The organism is Brenneria sp. L4-2C, assembly GCF_040240335.1.
GTDB lineage: Bacteria > Pseudomonadota > Gammaproteobacteria > Enterobacterales > Enterobacteriaceae > Brenneria.
Window position 1 is genome coordinate 743232 of sequence record NZ_JBEIAC010000001.1, and the last position, 17014, is coordinate 760245.

16 protein-coding genes are annotated in these 17014 nt (G+C 54.7%); 11 read left to right on the top strand and 5 right to left on the bottom strand.

The annotated features are described in order from the left end of the window. Positions 1 to 186: 186 nt before the first annotated feature. The 3 genes from ABRZ26_RS03465 to nfo all read left to right on the top strand — a co-directional run bounded on the left by ABRZ26_RS03465 (position 187) and on the right by nfo (position 2933). On the top strand, positions 187 to 528 hold the full coding sequence (locus tag ABRZ26_RS03465; protein ID WP_319602825.1) for a hypothetical protein: 342 nt from the start codon (positions 187 to 189) through the stop codon (positions 526 to 528). 253 nt (positions 529 to 781) lie between these two features. After that, on the top strand, positions 782 to 1804 hold the full coding sequence (locus ABRZ26_RS03470) for an IS110 family RNA-guided transposase (protein ID WP_319602826.1): 1023 nt from the start codon (positions 782 to 784) through the stop codon (positions 1802 to 1804). Positions 1805 to 2084: 280 nt separating this feature from the next. Then, positions 2085 to 2933 carry a deoxyribonuclease IV gene (gene nfo, locus ABRZ26_RS03475; RefSeq protein WP_319602827.1) on the top strand — a complete coding sequence of 283 codons (849 nt, stop codon included), beginning with the start codon at positions 2085 to 2087 and terminating at the stop codon, positions 2931 to 2933. A gap of 72 nt (positions 2934 to 3005) precedes the next feature. Here the strand turns inward: nfo and fruA are convergent, their stop codons facing one another. Genes fruA through fruB form a run of 3 tightly spaced genes read right to left on the bottom strand, consistent with a single transcriptional unit; the run spans position 3006 to position 6782 of the window. Then, on the bottom strand, positions 3006 to 4697 hold the full coding sequence (fruA, locus tag ABRZ26_RS03480) for a PTS fructose transporter subunit IIBC (RefSeq protein WP_319602828.1): 1692 nt from the start codon (positions 4695 to 4697) through the stop codon (positions 3006 to 3008). Positions 4698 to 4713: 16 nt separating this feature from the next. Continuing rightward, positions 4714 to 5652, bottom strand: a complete 939-nt coding sequence (fruK, locus tag ABRZ26_RS03485) for a 1-phosphofructokinase (protein WP_319602829.1) — start codon at positions 5650 to 5652, stop codon at positions 4714 to 4716. Then, positions 5649 to 6782, bottom strand: coding sequence for a fused PTS fructose transporter subunit IIA/HPr protein (fruB, locus tag ABRZ26_RS03490; protein WP_319602830.1), 1134 nt, complete (start codon positions 6780 to 6782; stop codon positions 5649 to 5651). Before fruB ends, fruK begins: the two co-directional genes overlap by 4 nt. 337 nt (positions 6783 to 7119) lie before the next feature. On the opposite strand from fruB, the gene ABRZ26_RS03495 reads away from it, so the two are divergent. After that, on the top strand, positions 7120 to 8298 hold the full coding sequence (locus ABRZ26_RS03495; RefSeq protein WP_319602831.1) for a sugar efflux transporter: 1179 nt from the start codon (positions 7120 to 7122) through the stop codon (positions 8296 to 8298). Here ABRZ26_RS03495 and ABRZ26_RS03500 read toward each other — a convergent pair. Then, on the bottom strand, positions 8285 to 8566 hold the full coding sequence (locus ABRZ26_RS03500; protein ID WP_319602952.1) for a YkgJ family cysteine cluster protein: 282 nt from the start codon (positions 8564 to 8566) through the stop codon (positions 8285 to 8287). The genes ABRZ26_RS03495 and ABRZ26_RS03500 overlap by 14 nt on opposite strands. A gap of 204 nt (positions 8567 to 8770) precedes the next feature. Here ABRZ26_RS03500 and yeiP point away from each other — a divergent pair, with 204 nt between their 5' ends. Next, the gene (yeiP, locus tag ABRZ26_RS03505) at positions 8771 to 9343 is read left to right on the top strand and encodes an elongation factor P-like protein YeiP (protein WP_249246346.1); all 573 of its coding nucleotides are present in this window, start codon (positions 8771 to 8773) and stop codon (positions 9341 to 9343) included. Between the two features lie 68 nt (positions 9344 to 9411). On the opposite strand, the gene ABRZ26_RS03510 is transcribed toward yeiP, so the two are convergent. Further along, positions 9412 to 9735: a YmdA family protein gene (locus tag ABRZ26_RS03510; RefSeq protein ID WP_319602832.1), complete on the bottom strand. Its 324-nt coding sequence runs from the start codon at positions 9733 to 9735 to the stop codon at positions 9412 to 9414. A gap of 150 nt (positions 9736 to 9885) precedes the next feature. Between ABRZ26_RS03510 and ABRZ26_RS03515 the strand changes: the two genes are divergently transcribed. From ABRZ26_RS03515 to ABRZ26_RS03540, 6 genes are all read left to right on the top strand, one after another. Continuing rightward, a complete protein-coding gene (locus ABRZ26_RS03515; protein WP_319602953.1) occupies positions 9886 to 10872 on the top strand; it encodes a CobW family GTP-binding protein in 987 nt (328 codons plus the stop codon). A 42-nt stretch (positions 10873 to 10914) separates the two neighbouring features. Next, positions 10915 to 11631, top strand: a complete 717-nt coding sequence (locus ABRZ26_RS03520) for a phosphatase PAP2 family protein (RefSeq protein WP_319602833.1) — start codon at positions 10915 to 10917, stop codon at positions 11629 to 11631. A 431-nt stretch (positions 11632 to 12062) separates the two neighbouring features. Beyond that, complete coding sequence (mepS, locus tag ABRZ26_RS03525; RefSeq protein WP_319602834.1) at positions 12063 to 12647, top strand: bifunctional murein DD-endopeptidase/murein LD-carboxypeptidase; 585 nt, start codon at positions 12063 to 12065, stop codon at positions 12645 to 12647. A 424-nt stretch (positions 12648 to 13071) separates the two neighbouring features. Continuing rightward, positions 13072 to 14880, top strand: coding sequence for an extracellular solute-binding protein (locus tag ABRZ26_RS03530; protein WP_319602835.1), 1809 nt, complete (start codon positions 13072 to 13074; stop codon positions 14878 to 14880). 14 nt (positions 14881 to 14894) lie between these two features. Next, positions 14895 to 15992 carry a microcin C ABC transporter permease YejB gene (locus tag ABRZ26_RS03535; protein ID WP_319602836.1) on the top strand — a complete coding sequence of 366 codons (1098 nt, stop codon included), beginning with the start codon at positions 14895 to 14897 and terminating at the stop codon, positions 15990 to 15992. Next, positions 15989 to 17014 (top strand): ABC transporter permease, encoded by a 1026-nt coding sequence (locus ABRZ26_RS03540; protein WP_319602837.1) that lies wholly within the window; start codon positions 15989 to 15991, stop codon positions 17012 to 17014. The genes ABRZ26_RS03535 and ABRZ26_RS03540 overlap by 4 nt, the downstream gene beginning before the upstream one ends.

Here is a 17014-nt window from a genome sequence, read left to right on the forward strand (position 1 = left end):
ATATCTCCTTCTTTTAACTGGCAACTATGGCGAAATTCATACTACTGCGGGGACCAGGCGCATTAACACTGGCAATCGTGGCAGGCGTCATACTGGGTAATACGGTATATCCATGACTTAATTTATTTTACGTCCCGATCGCGCAGTGGGTAAAACGCCATCTGCCGCGCAGGGGAATTATACTTTATGCAAGCATCCGGAGAGATAAATCGCGGTGACAACCGCGTCATTTTTGCCGCGATGGCGATGTCCCTTTCCCCCGACGATAACGGCTTCATCTGCATTATCACTGGTTGTCTTTCAATCCGCAAACCTGCGGCAATACCTCGGATCGACGCTACGCAAGGTTGCCCGGATTGTCGCCGCGCTAAACTCACCCACAGGTATTCCCCGGCGCCGGCCGGCGAACTCATCGGGTTGGATAATATGCCGCTTGCCATGGCGATGATAGCATTGAGGCTGACTACCCGCATTAGCGACACTCATCATGCCGGGACAAAAACGCTGTTATTCATCGGGCTGATTTAACCGGCGCGTGATTAATCTGACTTTTGACCGCTTATTCAGCCGGACGTCAATAAATTACCGGTTAATGGCTGGTTAACCTGAGCGACAATGCCATAATGCGCCGTCACGAAGAGGAGAATGAGATGAACGCATCCCAACTCTTTGACGAGTGGCGCAGAGGCTGAAAGGCGGGGTGTGGAGCCCCGCAGATTTCCGGCATCATCGTGCCCAATAACGGGATGCATATCGCTCCCTCAGACTGGAGGCTCCACACATGTCGAAATATACCCCGGTTGGCGTTGATATCGCAAAAAATCTGATTCAGGTTCACTTCATCGATACTCTCAGCGGCGAAGTGGTGGACAAGCAACTACGCCGTCAGGATGTCCTGACTTTCTTCAGCAACCGCGAGCCTTGCCTGATTGGTATGGAAGCCTGCGGCGGCGCACAGCACTGGGCCAGGGAGTTGGAAAAACTGGGGCATCAGGTACGCCTGCTACAGGCGAAGTTCGTCAAGGCGTCCCTGATGGGCAACAAGAACGACGTCATGGATGCCCGCGCCATATGGATGGCGGTACAGCAGCCGGGCCGGGCGATAGCGGTAAAGAGCGAGCAGCAGCAGGCGGTTCTGGCCCTGCACCGCATGCGTCGCCAGTGGGTGAAGTTCCGCACCGCTCAGACCAATGCTCTGCATGGCTTGCTGCTGGAGTTTGGCGAAACGGTACGTAAAGGTCGTGCCGCGCTGGACAAAGCGTTGCCTGTGGCGCTGGAGCGACTGAAGGAGAAGCTGCCGCCGTTTCTCATCACCCAGATTGCAGAACAGCACCGCCGCCTGAGCGACCTGGACGAGCAGATTGGCGCTCTCGAGAAACAGTTGACGGCGCTGGCGAAACAGAACGAGACCTGCCGGCGGCTGATGGATATCCCCGGAGTGGGGCCGCTGATAGCGACGGCGGCGATGGCCACGATGGGCGACGCCCGCGCGTTCCGGTCGGGACGGGAGTTCGCGGCCTATGTGGGCCTGGTGCCGAAGCAAACCGGCACGGGTGGCAAGGTACGGCTACTGGGGATAAGCAAGCGGGGAGACGCGTATCTGCGCACGCTGTTTATCCATGGAGCGAGGGCGGCGAGCCTGCTGGCGAAAGAGCCGGGGCCGTGGATAACGGAGCTGAAAAAACGGCGACCGACCAGTGTGGCGATAGTCGCGATGGCCAACAAGCTGGCGCGTACGGTGTGGGCGGTCGCGGCGCACGAACGAGAGTACCGGAAAGATTACGTCAGCGTCAGGCCATATTAAGGCAGGGCGCTGGAACCCATTAACCTATAAACAAAAGGGTGAATGCGGAAAGGTTGCGAGGGCAGCCAGAGTGATGACGAAGACAGGTAAGACCGGGACTTGCCAAACCTGAATGATGTGTCGGGCATAAAGCCCGTCAGGAGAATGAGGAGCAAGTCGGCGAATCTCATCGAGGCCCGCGGCGCAGGCTGCAACAAGGCCGGATATAGAGCTGCGACTTATCCGTCAACGTCAACACAACGGAAGCCTTGCAAACGGGATGCGTTCATATAGATACATCATGAAATACGTAGGTGCGCATGTCAGTGCGGCCGGCGGTGTCGATCAGGCGGTCATACGCGCTCATGAGCTGGAAGCCACGGCTTTCGCCTTATTCACCAAAAATCAACGGCAGTGGCAGGCTGCGCCATTGACGCCGGAGGTGATTGAACGATTTAAAACCGCGTGTGCGACCTATGCCTATACCCCGGCGCAGATTTTGCCGCACGACAGCTATCTGATTAACCTGGGCCACCCAGAGAGCGAAGCGCTGGAAAAATCACGCGCCGCCTTCATTGACGAAATGTCGCGTTGCCGGCAACTGGGGCTGACGCTGCTGAATTTTCACCCCGGCAGTCATCTGAAACAGATTGATGAGGCAAGCTGTCTGGCCCGTATCGCCGAGTCGATTAATCTTGCGCTGGCGGCAACGGAAGGCGTGACGGCGGTTATCGAAAATACCGCCGGGCAAGGCAGTAACCTGGGATTCCGTTTTGAACATCTGGCCGCCATTATCGACGGCGTCGAAGACAAAAGTCGCGTGGGAGTCTGCATCGACACCTGTCATGCCTTTGCCGGCGGCTATGATTTACGTACCAGGGAAGCCTGTGAAAAAACCTTTGCCGAATTCGATCGGGTGGTCGGATTTCACTATCTGCGCGGTATGCATCTGAATGATGCTAAAAGCGAATTCAACAGCCGGGTAGACCGCCACCACAGCCTGGGAGAAGGAAACATCGGCAAAACCGCCTTCAGTTACATCATGGGCGATGCCCGCTTCGATGGCATTCCGCTCATTCTGGAAACCGTGAATCCGGATATCTGGGCCGAAGAAATCGCCTGGCTCAAATCACAGGATTGCCGACACTAAAAGCTAAAAGGCGCCGCTGAGTCAACCCCAGCGGCGCCTTTTCCCTACTTCCCTGTATAGCGGCTCGTTCCGTTAAGCCGCTGCTTTCACCAGTTGGTCATCCGGACGTTTCAGGAACGCGTACAGCACGCCGGCCACCACGGTCCCTGCGATAATAGCGAACAAATAACCTAATACCGGCGTAATCGCGCTGGGGATCAACAGCACAAACAGACCGCCGTGCGGCGCCATCAGCTTGGCGCCGACCGCCATCGAAATGGCGCCGGTCAACGCGCCGCCAACGATGCAGCATGGCAGTACGCGTATCGGATCGCGGGCGGCGAAAGGAATCGCCCCTTCGGAGATGAAGCACAGCCCCAGAACCAGCGCCGCTTTACCGCCTTCACGTTCCGTCGGGTTGAATTTCTTGCCGGCCAGCAGCGTCGCCAGGCCCATCGCTAGCGGCGGCACCATCCCGCCGGCCATAATGGCGGCCATCGGGCCATAAATCTGGCTGCTCAGCAGCGTGGTGCCGAACACGTAGGCCACTTTGTTCACCGGCCCGCCCATATCGGTACACATCATGCCGCCCAGGATAGCGCCCAGGATCACCGCATTCGCCGTACCCATGGATTGCAACCAGTCGGTTAAACCGGTCAGGATCTTGGCGACCGGCGTGCCGACGCCGTAGACCATGATCAATCCCATCAGCAAAGTGGCTAACAGCGGAATAATCAAAATCGGCTTCAGAGCCGACATACTCTGCGGCAATTGAATATGCTTATTGATGGCTCTGGCGATATAACCGGCCAGGAAACCGGCGATAATCCCGCCCAGGAAGCCGGCACCCATGGCATTGGCCAGCACGCCGCCGACCAAACCCGGCGCCAAACCGGGACGGTCGGCAATGGAAAACGCGATATAGCCGGCCAGAACCGGAACCATAAGCATAAAGGCCGCGTCGCCAATCATTTTCAAGTGCGCGGCCAGCGTGCCTTCAACCTTAAAGGCTTCGATACCGAACATAAACGACAGCGCGATACATAACCCGCCGGCGACCACCACCGGCAGCATGTAAGACACGCCGGTCAACAGGTGGCTATAAGGACCAGTGCCGCCTTTTTTGGTCTGACCGGTCGCCTCGGCGCCGTTTTGTCCGCCCGGCTGATAAACCGTCGCTTCCGCCAGCGCCTTATCCAACTCCTGCGCGGTCTTTTTCAGCGCCAGACCGGTAGAGGTGCGGTACATTTTCTTGCCGGCGAATTTGCTCAGATCGACTTCAATATCCGCGGCGACGATCACCACATCCGCCTGCTCCACTTCTTCCGGCGTGATGGGATTGCCTGCCCCGACGGAACCGCGGGTTTCCACTTTCACCCACCATCCACGTTTTTTCGCTTCGGTTTCAATGGCTTCGGCGGCCATGAAGGTATGCGCCACGCCGGTCGGACATGCCGTTACGGCGACGATGCGTTTTACTGAAGAGCCAGACGGAACCGCCGGCGCGGCGGCGGCCGCCTGATAAGTCGCAGCCTCCGCTTTCGCTTTCTCCAGGAAAGCGTCCGGTTGGCTCGCGGCCAGTTCGACATCGCCGACATAGACCTGTTTGCCGTTCAGCGTCGAGTCCGCCGCCGCAGCCGCGCCAAGAATGATCGCCAATTCGGCCTCATCAGCCTGTTCTGTAAACGTCAGCCCCGCTTTCGCGGCGGCTGAGCCGAGTAGATTTTTCACCAGACGGCTTCTTGCCAGGCCCAGTGATTTATCTAAAATCAGCAGCGTTTTCATTATTCGTCTCCTGCTGTCAGTTAAAAGGTTTCAGATCGACGCGCGCCATCATTGCAGCCAACTGAGGCCGGTCGGTAATACCAACATTACTTTGGCTCACGGCAAGTGCGGCAACCGCCGTCGCCAGACGCAAAGTATGTTCACTGGACTCACGCATTAATAAGCCATAAATCAGCCCCCCGACCATGGAGTCGCCGGCGCCCACCGTACTGACTACTTCACATGCAGGCGGTTTTGCCAGCCATGCGCCCGATGCGTTGACCCACAGCGCGCCTTCGGCGCCCAGCGAGATCACCACATGAGCGATCCCTTGCTCGCGCAGCGCGTGCGCGGCATCGACCACATCATCCAGCGTAGGTAATTTACGTCCCGCCCAGATTTCCAATTCGCGGCGGTTCGGTTTCACCAGCCAGGGAGAGGCTTTCAACCCCGCCACCAGCGCATCGCGACTGCTGTCAAAAATAATGCACGGACAATGACTGCGTAAGCGGGACATCCAGTCGGTGAAGGCATCCGGATCAACGCCGGCAGGCAAACTCCCGCTGACGGCGACCATATCGAACTGCCCGAGCCAACTCAGGGAGTCATTAACAAAGCGCTGCCAGTCTTGCGACGTGACTTCAAAGCCCGAAAAGTTGAGATCGGTAACGTCTCCGTCTTTTTCCGTCAGTTTGACATTGATACGCGTACGTCCCGGTACAACCTGAAAACGGTTTGCAATGCCCAGTTCACTGAACAACTGCTGGAAACCATCCTGATTGTCTTTTCCCAGGAACCCACCCACCGTGACATCAATCCCGAGGTCTTTCAGTACCTTGGCAACGTTAATGCCTTTGCCTGCGGCATGCAGACCCGCTGTCTGAACCAGGTTGACTTCGCCCTTTTCAACTTCTGGGCAATAGCCGACCAGATCATAAGCCGGATTCAGGGTAATGGTGGCGACTCGCCTGCTCATGCTGCCCCCTCGCCTAAGCCAGAATTAATTGCTTCACCGATAGCGGCCAGCGCCTGTTCGGCATCGTCGCCGCTCGCCGTAAAGCGTAGTTTGTGACCTTTCTTCACGCCCAATGCGATAACTTTCATCAGGCTGCGTCCGTTCACCGGTTTGCCCGTGCCGTTAAGATTCGCGACGGTGATATCGCTGCTGAACTGCTTAATGACATTAACCAGCGTCGTCCCCGGACGCGCGTGCAGACCATGCTCGTTACGCACGGTAAATTCCGCCGTCTGCACGCCGCTCTCTTCCGGCACGTCGCTGGTCAGCAAGGCCAGCAAGGTAGCGGCATCGGCTTTCAGCAAGCGTTCAGCTTTCTGTTCGGCCAGCAGTTTCGTCAGATAATCGATCGGCGCGTAGGCCTGATCGTCCGTCGCAGCGACCGTCACGAGCAACGCGACGGATTCGCCATCCGCCTCGAAAGGCGCAGCGGGACGAGCGACGGCCGCGGCGCTGCCGAGGTTGCCTTCAGCGCTGTCGCTGAACCAGACGCCCTGCCCCAGATTCAGCGGCTTATTGCTCACGACATGGCTGACGAAGCTGGCGTCCGCGGCGCCGATCTGTTGCAGGCGACCGGCATTCAGCGCTTGTAGCGTCAACAGATTGTCTGTCGCCACATCAAGCGAAATCAGCGAGGTATCAAAACGAAACTCCGGCATTTGCTGCTCGCCCATCAGCAGACTGCGCAGCTCTTCCACCGAGGTGGTGCTCGCCAGACGGGCCGCGACGCGATCGTCGCTCAGCACATGCGTCAACTGGCGCAGCAGCGCCAGATGCTCATCCGAGCGCGCCGCGATGCCTAATACCACATAGGCCGTTTGATCGTCGCCCCAGGCGATGCCCTGCGGAAATTGAAATACCTGAACGCCCGTTTTCAATACCAGATCGCGGGTATCCGTGGTGCCGTGAGGGATGGCGATGCCATTGCCCAAATAAGTGGATGTTTGCGTCTCGCGCTTCAACATACCGTCAACGTATGCCGCGCTGACGCACCCGGCCTGAGTCAGAGCTGAAGCAACAAGCTGTATAGCTTCCTGCTTACTGCCGGCGACCGCGCCTAAATGAATATCTTGTTGTGACAACTGGAACATGGCTCTCCTCGCTTGCTGAAAGTTGAATCGTTTCAGCTTTTATGAGAAAAAATGTGTCTATTGAGAAAAGCGTTTCAAAAAAAGTATCGCTGAAACGTTTCAATGAGTCTGTTTCCATTACGTCATTTATGCAAGCATTCCGCATCATTGTCGTAACGAATTTATGACGTCACGCACATTTTAGTCGCCACGCGACGCCCTGGTAAGATAAAAAATCGCCTTTAGCTGAAGCGCTGCTGAAGAAAAATATCAAAACAGCTTTTCTGTTTTTTTATAAACCGGCGTAGTATGACGCGTCCACTTCACTTTTTGTCTGCTTTTTAAGCGCTATCACCCTATGCACACATCCGTCAGCTCCGCCCGACGTCAGCCCGATCTGACCTCGCCGGCGTTCTTGGTTATCGCTTTTCTGACCGGGATTGCCGGCGCATTGCAACTCCCGACGCTCAGTCTCTTTCTTTCGAATGAAGTTCAGGTGCGGCCGTTTCTGGTTGGCATGTTTTATACCGGCAGCGCGGTCATCGGCATTATCGTCAGCCAGATATTGGCGGCGCGCTCAGACCGGCAAGGCGACCGCAAGACGCTGATTTTTCAGTGCTGTTTACTTGGTGCGCTGGCCTGCGTCTTATTCGCCTGGAATCGCAACTACTTTATTCTGCTGTTTGTCGGCGTGCTGCTCAGCAGTTTTGGCTCGACGGCGAATCCCCAGCTATTCGCGCTGGCGCGGGAACATGCCGATCGCACCGGCCGCGAAGCCGCGATGTTCAGTTCCGTATTACGCGCCCAGATTTCGCTTTCCTGGGTGATCGGCCCCCCGATCGCCTTTGCTCTGGCGCTGGGATTCGGCTTCACCACGATGTATCTGACGGCAGGCGTGGTATTTGTGCTCTGCGGGATACTGGTCAGGATTTTTCTTCCGTCCATGCCGAAACAGGCGATCAAAACCGCCGCCACGCTGGAGTCTCCGCGCAACAACCGACGGGATACGCTGCTGTTGTTCACCGCCTGTACGTTGATGTGGGCGTGCAACGGCATTTACATCATCAACATGCCGCTCTATTTGGTTCGCGAGCTTAATCTGCCGGAAAAACTGGCGGGGATCATGATGGGTACCGCCGCCGGGTTGGAAATCCCGGCCATGCTGATCGCGGGTTATGTCGCCAAACGTTTTGGCAAACGCTTTCTGATGCGACTGGCCATCGCCTCCGGCTTGCTGTTTTATGTCGGATTATTGTTTCTCGACAGCGAAATCGCCCTGCTGACGATGCAACTGCTGAACGCGATTTTTATCGGCATTCTCGCCGGGATCGGCATGCTGTATTTTCAGGATCTCATGCCCGGTCAGGCAGGGGCGGCAACCACGCTTTTCACCAATACCAGCCGCGTGGGCTGGATTATTTCCGGTTCGCTGGCGGGTATCGTCGCGGAAATCTGGAATTATCACGCCGTCTTCTTTATCGCATTGATGATGATCGCCGGTTCCGGATACTGCATGTGGCGAATTAAAGACGCGTAGCGCGGCGATCATTATCAGGCGCCGTATCGGCCTCCAGTTTGACCAGGTAAACAAGCGCCTCGTCACGATGGCTAAAGCACATATCCGCCCGCGCCTGAAGCCCTGAACAAACCGCCGGTCTGAGCGGCGAACCGAATATTCCGCAACGCATGTGCGCATCCAGATGAATACATGGCGTATTGGCCGGTTTGCCATTCGGCATGCCCGGCAGCGGGGTCGAGATTGATGGGGCGATGCAGCATGCGCCGCAACCGGAACGACAGTCCATCAGCAGGCTCTCCGGCGGGCTGGCAAGAAAGAAAAGATCGTCCGTCACCATAACAGCGATTAAGACGCACGCCAACGTTTGTTCATGTTATCGACAATTAATGCTGACAACGATACGCGCCGCATGAAATCCTGCTTGCCTGAATCCGGCGGCGCGAGTAACGTGTCGCCACAAAAATCTCACTCCTCATAACAGGTAATTTTTATGGCAAGAGCGAACGAAATTAAACGCGGTATGGCCGTTAACTATAATGGCAAATTGCTGCTGGTGAAGGACATCGATATCCAGAGTCCCAGCGCCCGCGGCGCCAGCACGCTGTATAAAATGCGTTTTTCCGACGTGCGCACCGGATTAAAGGTTGAAGAACGCTTTAAAGGCGATGATATTCTCGACACCATCTCCTTGACGCGCCGGACGGTTACCTTCTCTTATATTGACGGCGACGAGTATGTCTTTATGGATGATGAAGATTACACGCCATACAACTTCAAAAAAGATCAGATCGAAGAAGAACTGCTGTTCATTCCCGAAGGCGGCATGCCGGGTATTCAGGTACTGAGCTGGGATGGCGAAATCATTGCGCTTGAACTGCCGCAAACGGTGGATATGGAAATCGTCGACACGGCGCCCGGCATCAAAGGCGCATCGGCCAGCGCCCGCAACAAACCGGCGACGATGGCCACCGGTCTGACTATCCAGGTGCCGGAATATCTGAGCGCCGGTGAAAAAATCCGCATTCATATTCCAGAACGTCGCTATATGGGACGAGCTGAATAATCGCTAAATATGCGTTACAAGCCAGGGCGCGACCTCGCGTCGTGGCTTGTAAACATGTCGGCACTTCATTACAGATAAGTAATCGTCAGCACGCTCTGCGTCCGCTCAGGATTAATCCATTGCAGTCGCGCATTATCAATAAACTCAGGTAACCCCTTGCTGAACGCTTTCGCAGAGCGCGCGTTGTATTGATAAGAAGCCTGCTTGCCGCCATGGTGGCAAGACAGGCCGACAGCCGCCTGTTTAGTGCTGACGACGCAAGGTCCTTCAACGATTGCGCCGGTAAATCGGATAATCCCCCCGGCAGCGCCGGTTGATGCCGATGTCGCCCCAGCCGCCAGCGAACACAGCGTCAGTCCGCTGAATAGTGCCCATTGCTTTAATCTACGCATAAACCGCTCCGTTTTTTCTGGATACGATCCGGGTATCGGCAAAAGGTAGGCTGAACATTAATTAATTCAATATTATTTCTGATGTAACATAAGCAAGATCGGCGCCTGCCCACACTGGTTTTCTAACTATGTTTCGATTAGGAGTTTATGTTGCTCACCAAAATCAATCTCATCACCGGATTTCTTGGCAGCGGGAAAACCACCACCATCCGTCACCTTCTTGCTCAGAAACCCGAAGATGAAGTCTGGGCCGTCTTGGTTAACGAGTTTGGTGAAATCGGCATTGACGGCGCACTGCTGGCGGACAGCGGCGCCGTATTGAAAGAGATCCCCGGCGGCTGTATGTGCTGCGTGAACGGTTTACCCATGCAGGTAGGCCTGAATATGTTATTGCAGCAAAAAAAACCGCACCGCCTGTTGATCGAACCTACCGGTTTGGGCCATCCGAAGCAGATCCTCGCACTGCTGACGGGCGAAAGTTACCGACCGTGGCTGACGTTGCAGGCGACATTATGTCTGCTGGATGCGCGTCAACTCAGCGAATCACGCTATACCGAAAATGAAAATTTCCGCGACCAGTTGGCCGCCGCCGATATCATCGTCGCCAACAAGCAGGATACCTACCTTGAGGCGGATCGCGACATGTTGCAGAAGTGGCGACAGGACAATAACGATACGCGTCAGGTAGTGATGGTCAGCCAGGGACAAATCGATCGGCAGCTACTGGATCAACCTCGCCGTAATCTACGCGAACTGCCCGACGGCGCTCATCACCATCAGCATAACGCATCGCAAGGTCTGGCTGCGCTGCGGCTACCGGGCAATGAACCCTGGCGTCGATCATTAAACCAGGGCCAGGGCTATCACGCCTGCGGCTGGATTTTCAACGCGGAAACCATCTTTGATACCGCGGCGCTGCTGGACTGGGTTCGCCTGTCGCCGGTCAGCCGGGTCAAAGGCGTTATGCGCATTAAAGAAGGCACGCTGATCGTCAACCGCCAGGGGGCCGATCTGCGTATCGAAACGAAAGCCGTCGCGCCGATCGATAGCCGTATTGAACTCATCAACGACGCCCCTGCGGAGTGGAATAAACTACAGTCGGTGTTGTTAAAGGCCCGTTTAACCAATATAGGATAGAATAGTCGTTTGGTTTAATTGTTATATTGAGTGATTTGTTTCATGTCTTGGCGCAACGCTTTATCTATTTTGCTGCTCAACATAGTAGGCATCGGACTTTTTTTATCCTGGTATTTACCGCCGGATCACGGCTTTTGGTTTAGTTTAGATCGTCATATTTTCTTCTATTTTAATCATCAGCTAACCCAAAGCACGCTGTTCCTGAAACTGGTGGCGATCGCCAACCTGCGGGCATTTGATGCCTGTGCGCTGATTGTGATGGGATTGTTGTATCTGTCATTTTATCTGAAGGCGGCGCCTCCCGAACGTCGGCGTTTACTGATTATCGGCATCGTTATGCTGATCAGCGCCCTGGTCTTAAATCAACTGGGACATTTATTGCCGGTTCGGCATACCAGCCCCACCCTCTATTTTCATGATATTTACCGGGTGAGCGACTTGACCGATATTCCGGCGAAAGATGCCTCCAAAGACAGCTTCCCGGGCGATCACGGGATGATGCTGATGGTGTTCGCCGCATTTATGTTGCGCTATTTTAGCCGTACCGCATTCGCCATTGCCGTGGCTATCGTGATTATTTTTTCACTGCCGCGCGTGATGATCGGCGCTCACTGGTTTACTGATATTGCAGTAGGTTCGCTTTCCGTCGTTTTGGTGGGATTGAGCTGGTGGCTGCTGACGCCGGCCAGCGATACATTAATCAATCTGTTGCATCGTTATTTACCCGGCCGTTTTTCCCCGCGGAAAAAAACGTCGTAATCTTATCCAACTTGCGGATCTTTTTGCCGGCCGCTTAAGCGGTCGGCGTCGCCCGCTAATTTTTCCCTTATTATCTAAAACCCCGTCATGGCACTGCCGACATCACGCCTTTTTCCGACACATTTTTTAAAGGAAAAAGCCCTCCGCTTAAGATTTTTTACATCGCCGCTTTTTTGCTAATCACATCATTAAATCTTATAAATAAAATAGTTAAAACCGCTCGCAATCTGCCGATCAATACGGTAGTCTCGGTAAAGTTTGCTTTTTGCCTCTCTTTAAGCTAGCGGCATAAGGAAAATAATGTGCATTCCAACACACTTTCTTTGTTCAGTGTTTGGCGAAGCGCAAGCCCTGTTTTAGTCTGAATCTCGTTTTCGTTTGGCATTGATAACGGTATTTATCGTTAAGGACATCAAGGAAGCATAACACTAATGGTCAAATCTCAACCGATTCTGAGATATATCTGGCGGGCGTTGCCTGCTTTTGCGATAGCGATGACGCTTACCGCATGTAGTAACAACAGTGTATCTAACAACCAAAACCCACAAACTGAGATGCATGCAGTTAATGATAAAGACGGCCTTTTACTGCAAGCCTCTCAGGATGAATTTGAAGCATTGGTTCGTAACGTGGATATCAAATCCAAATTACTTAACCAATATGCCAGTTGGAAAGGCGTACGTTACCGCTTAGGCGGCGACAGCAAAGGCGGCATTGATTGCTCCGCATTTGTTCGACGCACTTTCCGTGAACAGTTTGGTATGGATTTGCCCCGTTCAACCTCCGAACAGCAAGCAATCGGTCAGAAGGTGCAACCCGCCAAGCTGAGTCCCGGCGATCTGGTGTTGTTCCGCGCCGGTTCAACCGGTCGCCACGTCGGCATCTATGTCGGCAATGGACAGTTTGTTCATGCCTCCACCAGCAGCGGCGTCATGATTTCCAACCTGGATGACAGCTATTGGAAAAAACGCTACCGGGAAGCCCGTCGCGTGCTGAGTAAAGGAACCAACAGCTAACCGATTTTCATCCCTGATGTATCCCGATGCCAAACGAGACAGCAAACGCCGCTTAGCAATAAGCGGCGTTTTTTTATTCGTCCCATCCCTGGGACTCACCCTGCGGGCCGTCGCCAGCGACGTTGAAAAACGCTCCCGGCGTTTTTTTATTCGCCCCATCCCTGGGGATCTCCCTGAGGGCCGTCGCCAGCGACGTTTTTTAATTAAAATTTCCCAAACAATTTCTTACAGAGGTTGCAACTTGCAAGGCAGTGATTATGGTAGGTTTATTGCTGCCATTCATGGTAAAAAGGGAAAATCGCGTTTACGGGAGGTAATGTCTGTTATTTCAACAACTTTATGTCGCCCAAACCGCTCTGGAAAACCATGCCTGCATGCAGGTATCCGATAAATCCTTGTTGGTCCGCAGGAGATTACCGTCAAGATGTTGAAAAGCGTCGTTACCGCCGTATTACTTTGCGCCCTGCCTCTGGGGCTGCATGCCGAAACGATCGAACACAGCACGTCTTTCGCTATTTTAGGAGAACCTAAATACGGCGCGGACTTTCGCCATTTTGACTATGTCAATCCCGATGCGCCGAAAGGCGGCAGCATCACGCTCAGCGCGCTCGGCACCTTTGACAACTTTAACCGTTACGCTCTACGCGGCGTAGCAGCGGCCCGCACCGAGCGGCTCTATGACGCCCTGTTCGTCAGCTCCGACGATGAGCCCGGCAGCTATTATCCGTTAGTCGCCCAATCCACCCGCCATGACGCTGATTTTCACTGGATAGAAGTCGATCTCAACCCCAGCGCACGCTTTCATGACGGTACGCCGATTACCGCGGCCGACGTTGCGTTCACCTACAATATGTTTATGACGCAGGGCGTCCCCCAGTTTCGCATTTACTTTAAAGGGGTGACGGCCAAAGCCGTCGCGCCGCTGACGGTGCGTTTTGATTTTCCCGTCCCCGATAAAAACCGCATGTTCAGCCTGCTTTCGCTGCCGATTATGCCGGAGAAATTCTGGAAAAATCATAAGCTAAACGAACCATTGCCCTACCCGCCGCCGGCCAGCGGCCCTTACCGTATTACCGCCTACCGCACCGGGCAATATGTTACCTACTCGCGCGTGCAGGATTACTGGGGCGCCGACCTGCCGGTAAATAAAGGCCAGTACAACTTCGATAAGATCCGCTACGACTACTATCTGGATGACAGCGTCGCGCTGGAGGCCTTTAAAGCCGGCGCCTTCGATCTGCGTAGCGAAGGCTCGCCAAAACATTGGGCGACGCAATATCACGGCGGCAACTTCAACCGGGGCTACATCATCAAGCAGGATCAGGAGAATCAGTCCGCACAGGACACGCGGTGGCTGGCGTTCAATATCCAGCGCCCGATTTTCAGCGATCGCCGGGTTCGCCAGGCGCTGACGCTGGCGTTTGATTTTAACTGGATGAACAAAGCGCTGTATTACAATGCTTACCAACGCCCCGACAGCTATTTCCAAAATACCGTCTATGCCGCAAAAGGCGAACCGAGCGCGGATGAACTTGTCTGGCTGACGCCGTTGAAAGAGAAAGTGCCGCCGGAGGTGTTCGGCCCGCGCTATCAGCCGCCGTCATCCGACGGCAGCGGCTACGACCGGGAAAACTGGCTCAAGGCGTTGGCGCTGCTCAATGAAGCCGGCTGGGAACTGAAAGATCGGCAGTTAATCAACCGCCGCACGGGAAAACCGTTTACCTTTGAACTGTTGCTACAGAGTGCGGGAAATTCCCAGTATGTGCTGCCTTTCCAGCAAAATCTGAAAAAGCTGGGCATCACCATGACGGTGCGCAATATCGACAGCGCCCAGTTTAACAGCCGCCTGCGCAAACGCGATTTCGATATGATCCCCACGCTGTATAGCGCCTACATTTACCCCAACACCAATTTGCAAACGGAATGGCATTCACATTATATCGACTCCTCCTACAATACCTCCGGCGTGCAGGATGCGGCGATCGATACCCTGGTTGAGCAAATCGTCGCCCATCAGGGACAGGCCGGCCCTTTGCTGTCGTTAGGACGGGCGCTGGACCGCGTACTGACCTGGAATCAGTTTATGATCCCGATGTGGTATTCCAATCATGACCGTTTCGCCTACTGGAACAAGTTCGCCATGCCGGCGGTGCGTCCGGCCTATTCACTGGGTTTCGACGGCTGGTGGTACGATGTTAAACAGGCCGCCACGCTGCCGGCAGAGCGACGTTAAGTTAAGGAGTCAACGTGGGAACTTACCTGTTACGCCGCCTTTTATTGGTGATCCCGACACTGTGGGCGATTATCACCATTAACTTCTTTATCGTGCAAATCGCCCCCGGCGGGCCGGTCGATCAGGCGATCGCCAATATCGAAATGGGACACGGCGGCGGCTATACCGCCAGCGGCGGTCTCGATGCGGGCATGGCCCGTTCCGGCAGCGCAGGCGCGCCCAATATCGAGAACACCTATCGCGGCGCCCGCGGGTTGGACCCTGAGGTGATTGAGGAGATCACCAAACGCTACGGTTTTGATAAACCCATCCACGAACGCTATTTCAAACTGCTGTGGGACTATGCGCGTTTCGACTTCGGAGATAGCCTGTTCCGGGGCTCTTCCGTCATACAGTTGGTCAAGGAAAGTATGCCGGTTTCCATCTCGCTGGGATTATGGAGCACGCTGATTATCTATCTGGTTTCCATCCCGCTGGGGATCAAAAAAGCGGTTAAAAACGGCACCGCCTTTGATACCTGGAGCAGTACGCTGATTATCATCGGCTACGCCATTCCCGCCTTTCTGTTCGCCATTTTGCTTATTGTGGTGTTTGCCGGCGGCAGTTATCTGGACTGGTTCCCGCTGCGCGGGTTGGTATCCAGCAATTTTGATACCTTGCCCTGGTACCAAAAAATCACCGATTATCTGTGGCACATCGCCTTGCCGGTGTTCGCTACGGTGATTGGCGGTTTCGCCACCTTGACCATGCTGACGAAAAACTCGTTTATGGATGAAATCCGCAAGCAGTATGTGGTGACGGCCCGCGCCAAGGGGCTGGATGAAAAAAGCATTCTCTACCGTCATGTGTTTCGCAACGCCATGCTATTGGTGATTGCCGGCTTCCCCGCCACCTTTATCAGCATGTTTTTTACCGGTTCGCTATTGATCGAAGTGATGTTTTCGCTGAACGGTTTGGGGCTTCTGGGCTATGACGCCACATTGCAACGCGACTATCCGGTGATGTTCGGCACGCTGTATATTTTTACGCTGATCGGTCTGTTGCTGAATATCATCAGCGATATGACCTATACGCTGGTTGACCCGCGTATTGATTTCGAGGGACGCCAATGAGCCGATTAAGCCCGATTAATCAGGCGCGCTGGGCGCGCTTTAAAAGCAACCGCCGCGGCTACTGGTCGCTGTGGATTTTCCTGGCGCTATTTGTCGTCACGCTCTTTTCCGAACTGATTGCGAATGATAAACCGCTGTTGGTGAAATATGACGACCGCTTCTACACGCCGTTCATCGTCGACTACAGCGAGCAGACATTCGGCGGTCAATTCGACACCTCCGCCGATTTTCGCGATCCCTACATCGCCCAGCGCATCGACAGCCACGGCTGGGCCTTATGGCCGATGATTCGCTATAGCTATGACAGCATAAATTACGCAACCACCGTCTCTTTCCCCTCGCCGCCGTCATGGCAAAACCTGCTGGGAACCGACAGCCAGGGGAAAGACGTCGTGGCCCAGGTCATGTACGGATTCCGCATATCCATGCTGTTCGGCCTGGCGCTGACGATAATTTCCAGCCTGATCGGCATTACCGTCGGCGCCACGCAGGGCTATTACGGCGGCCGGCTGGATCTATGGGGCCAACGCTTTATTGAGGTCTGGTCCGGGATGCCGACCCTGTTTCTGATTATTCTGCTTTCCAGCGTGATCCAGCCCGATTTCTGGTGGCTGCTGGGCATTACGGTGCTATTCGGCTGGATGAGTCTGGTAGGGGTGGTGCGGGCCGAATTTCTACGCACCCGCAATTTTGACTATATCCGCGCGGCGCAGGCGATGGGCGTCAGCGATCGGGCGATTATGTACCGCTGCATGCTGCCCAATGCGATGGTCGCCACCCTGACCTACCTGCCGTTTATTCTCTGCGGATCCATCACCACGCTGACTTCGCTGGACTTCCTGGGATTTGGTTTACCCATGGGGTCGCCCTCGTTAGGAACGTTACTGCTGGAAGGGAAAAATAACCTCCAGGCTCCCTGGTTGGGCATTACCGTATTTATGGTGCTCTCTATTGTGCTGTCTTTACTTATTTTTATCGGCGAAGCGGTGCGCGACGCCTTTGACCCCAGCAAGGCGCATTAA

Coding starts and splice junctions, on each gene's coding strand:
- ABRZ26_RS03465 (WP_319602825.1), top strand. CDS start 187: ATGCAAGCATCCGGAGAGATAAATCGCGGTGACAACCGCGTCATTTTT.
- ABRZ26_RS03470 (WP_319602826.1), top strand. CDS start 782: ATGTCGAAATATACCCCGGTTGGCGTTGATATCGCAAAAAATCTGATT.
- nfo (WP_319602827.1), top strand. CDS start 2,085: ATGAAATACGTAGGTGCGCATGTCAGTGCGGCCGGCGGTGTCGATCAG.
- fruA (WP_319602828.1), bottom strand. CDS start 4,697: ATGAAAACGCTGCTGATTTTAGATAAATCACTGGGCCTGGCAAGAAGC.
- fruK (WP_319602829.1), bottom strand. CDS start 5,652: ATGAGCAGGCGAGTCGCCACCATTACCCTGAATCCGGCTTATGATCTG.
- fruB (WP_319602830.1), bottom strand. CDS start 6,782: ATGTTCCAGTTGTCACAACAAGATATTCATTTAGGCGCGGTCGCCGGC.
- ABRZ26_RS03495 (WP_319602831.1), top strand. CDS start 7,120: ATGCACACATCCGTCAGCTCCGCCCGACGTCAGCCCGATCTGACCTCG.
- ABRZ26_RS03500 (WP_319602952.1), bottom strand. CDS start 8,566: ATGGACTGTCGTTCCGGTTGCGGCGCATGCTGCATCGCCCCATCAATC.
- yeiP (WP_249246346.1), top strand. CDS start 8,771: ATGGCAAGAGCGAACGAAATTAAACGCGGTATGGCCGTTAACTATAAT.
- ABRZ26_RS03510 (WP_319602832.1), bottom strand. CDS start 9,735: ATGCGTAGATTAAAGCAATGGGCACTATTCAGCGGACTGACGCTGTGT.
- ABRZ26_RS03520 (WP_319602833.1), top strand. CDS start 10,915: ATGTCTTGGCGCAACGCTTTATCTATTTTGCTGCTCAACATAGTAGGC.
- mepS (WP_319602834.1), top strand. CDS start 12,063: ATGGTCAAATCTCAACCGATTCTGAGATATATCTGGCGGGCGTTGCCT.
- ABRZ26_RS03530 (WP_319602835.1), top strand. CDS start 13,072: ATGTTGAAAAGCGTCGTTACCGCCGTATTACTTTGCGCCCTGCCTCTG.
- ABRZ26_RS03540 (WP_319602837.1), top strand. CDS start 15,989: ATGAGCCGATTAAGCCCGATTAATCAGGCGCGCTGGGCGCGCTTTAAA.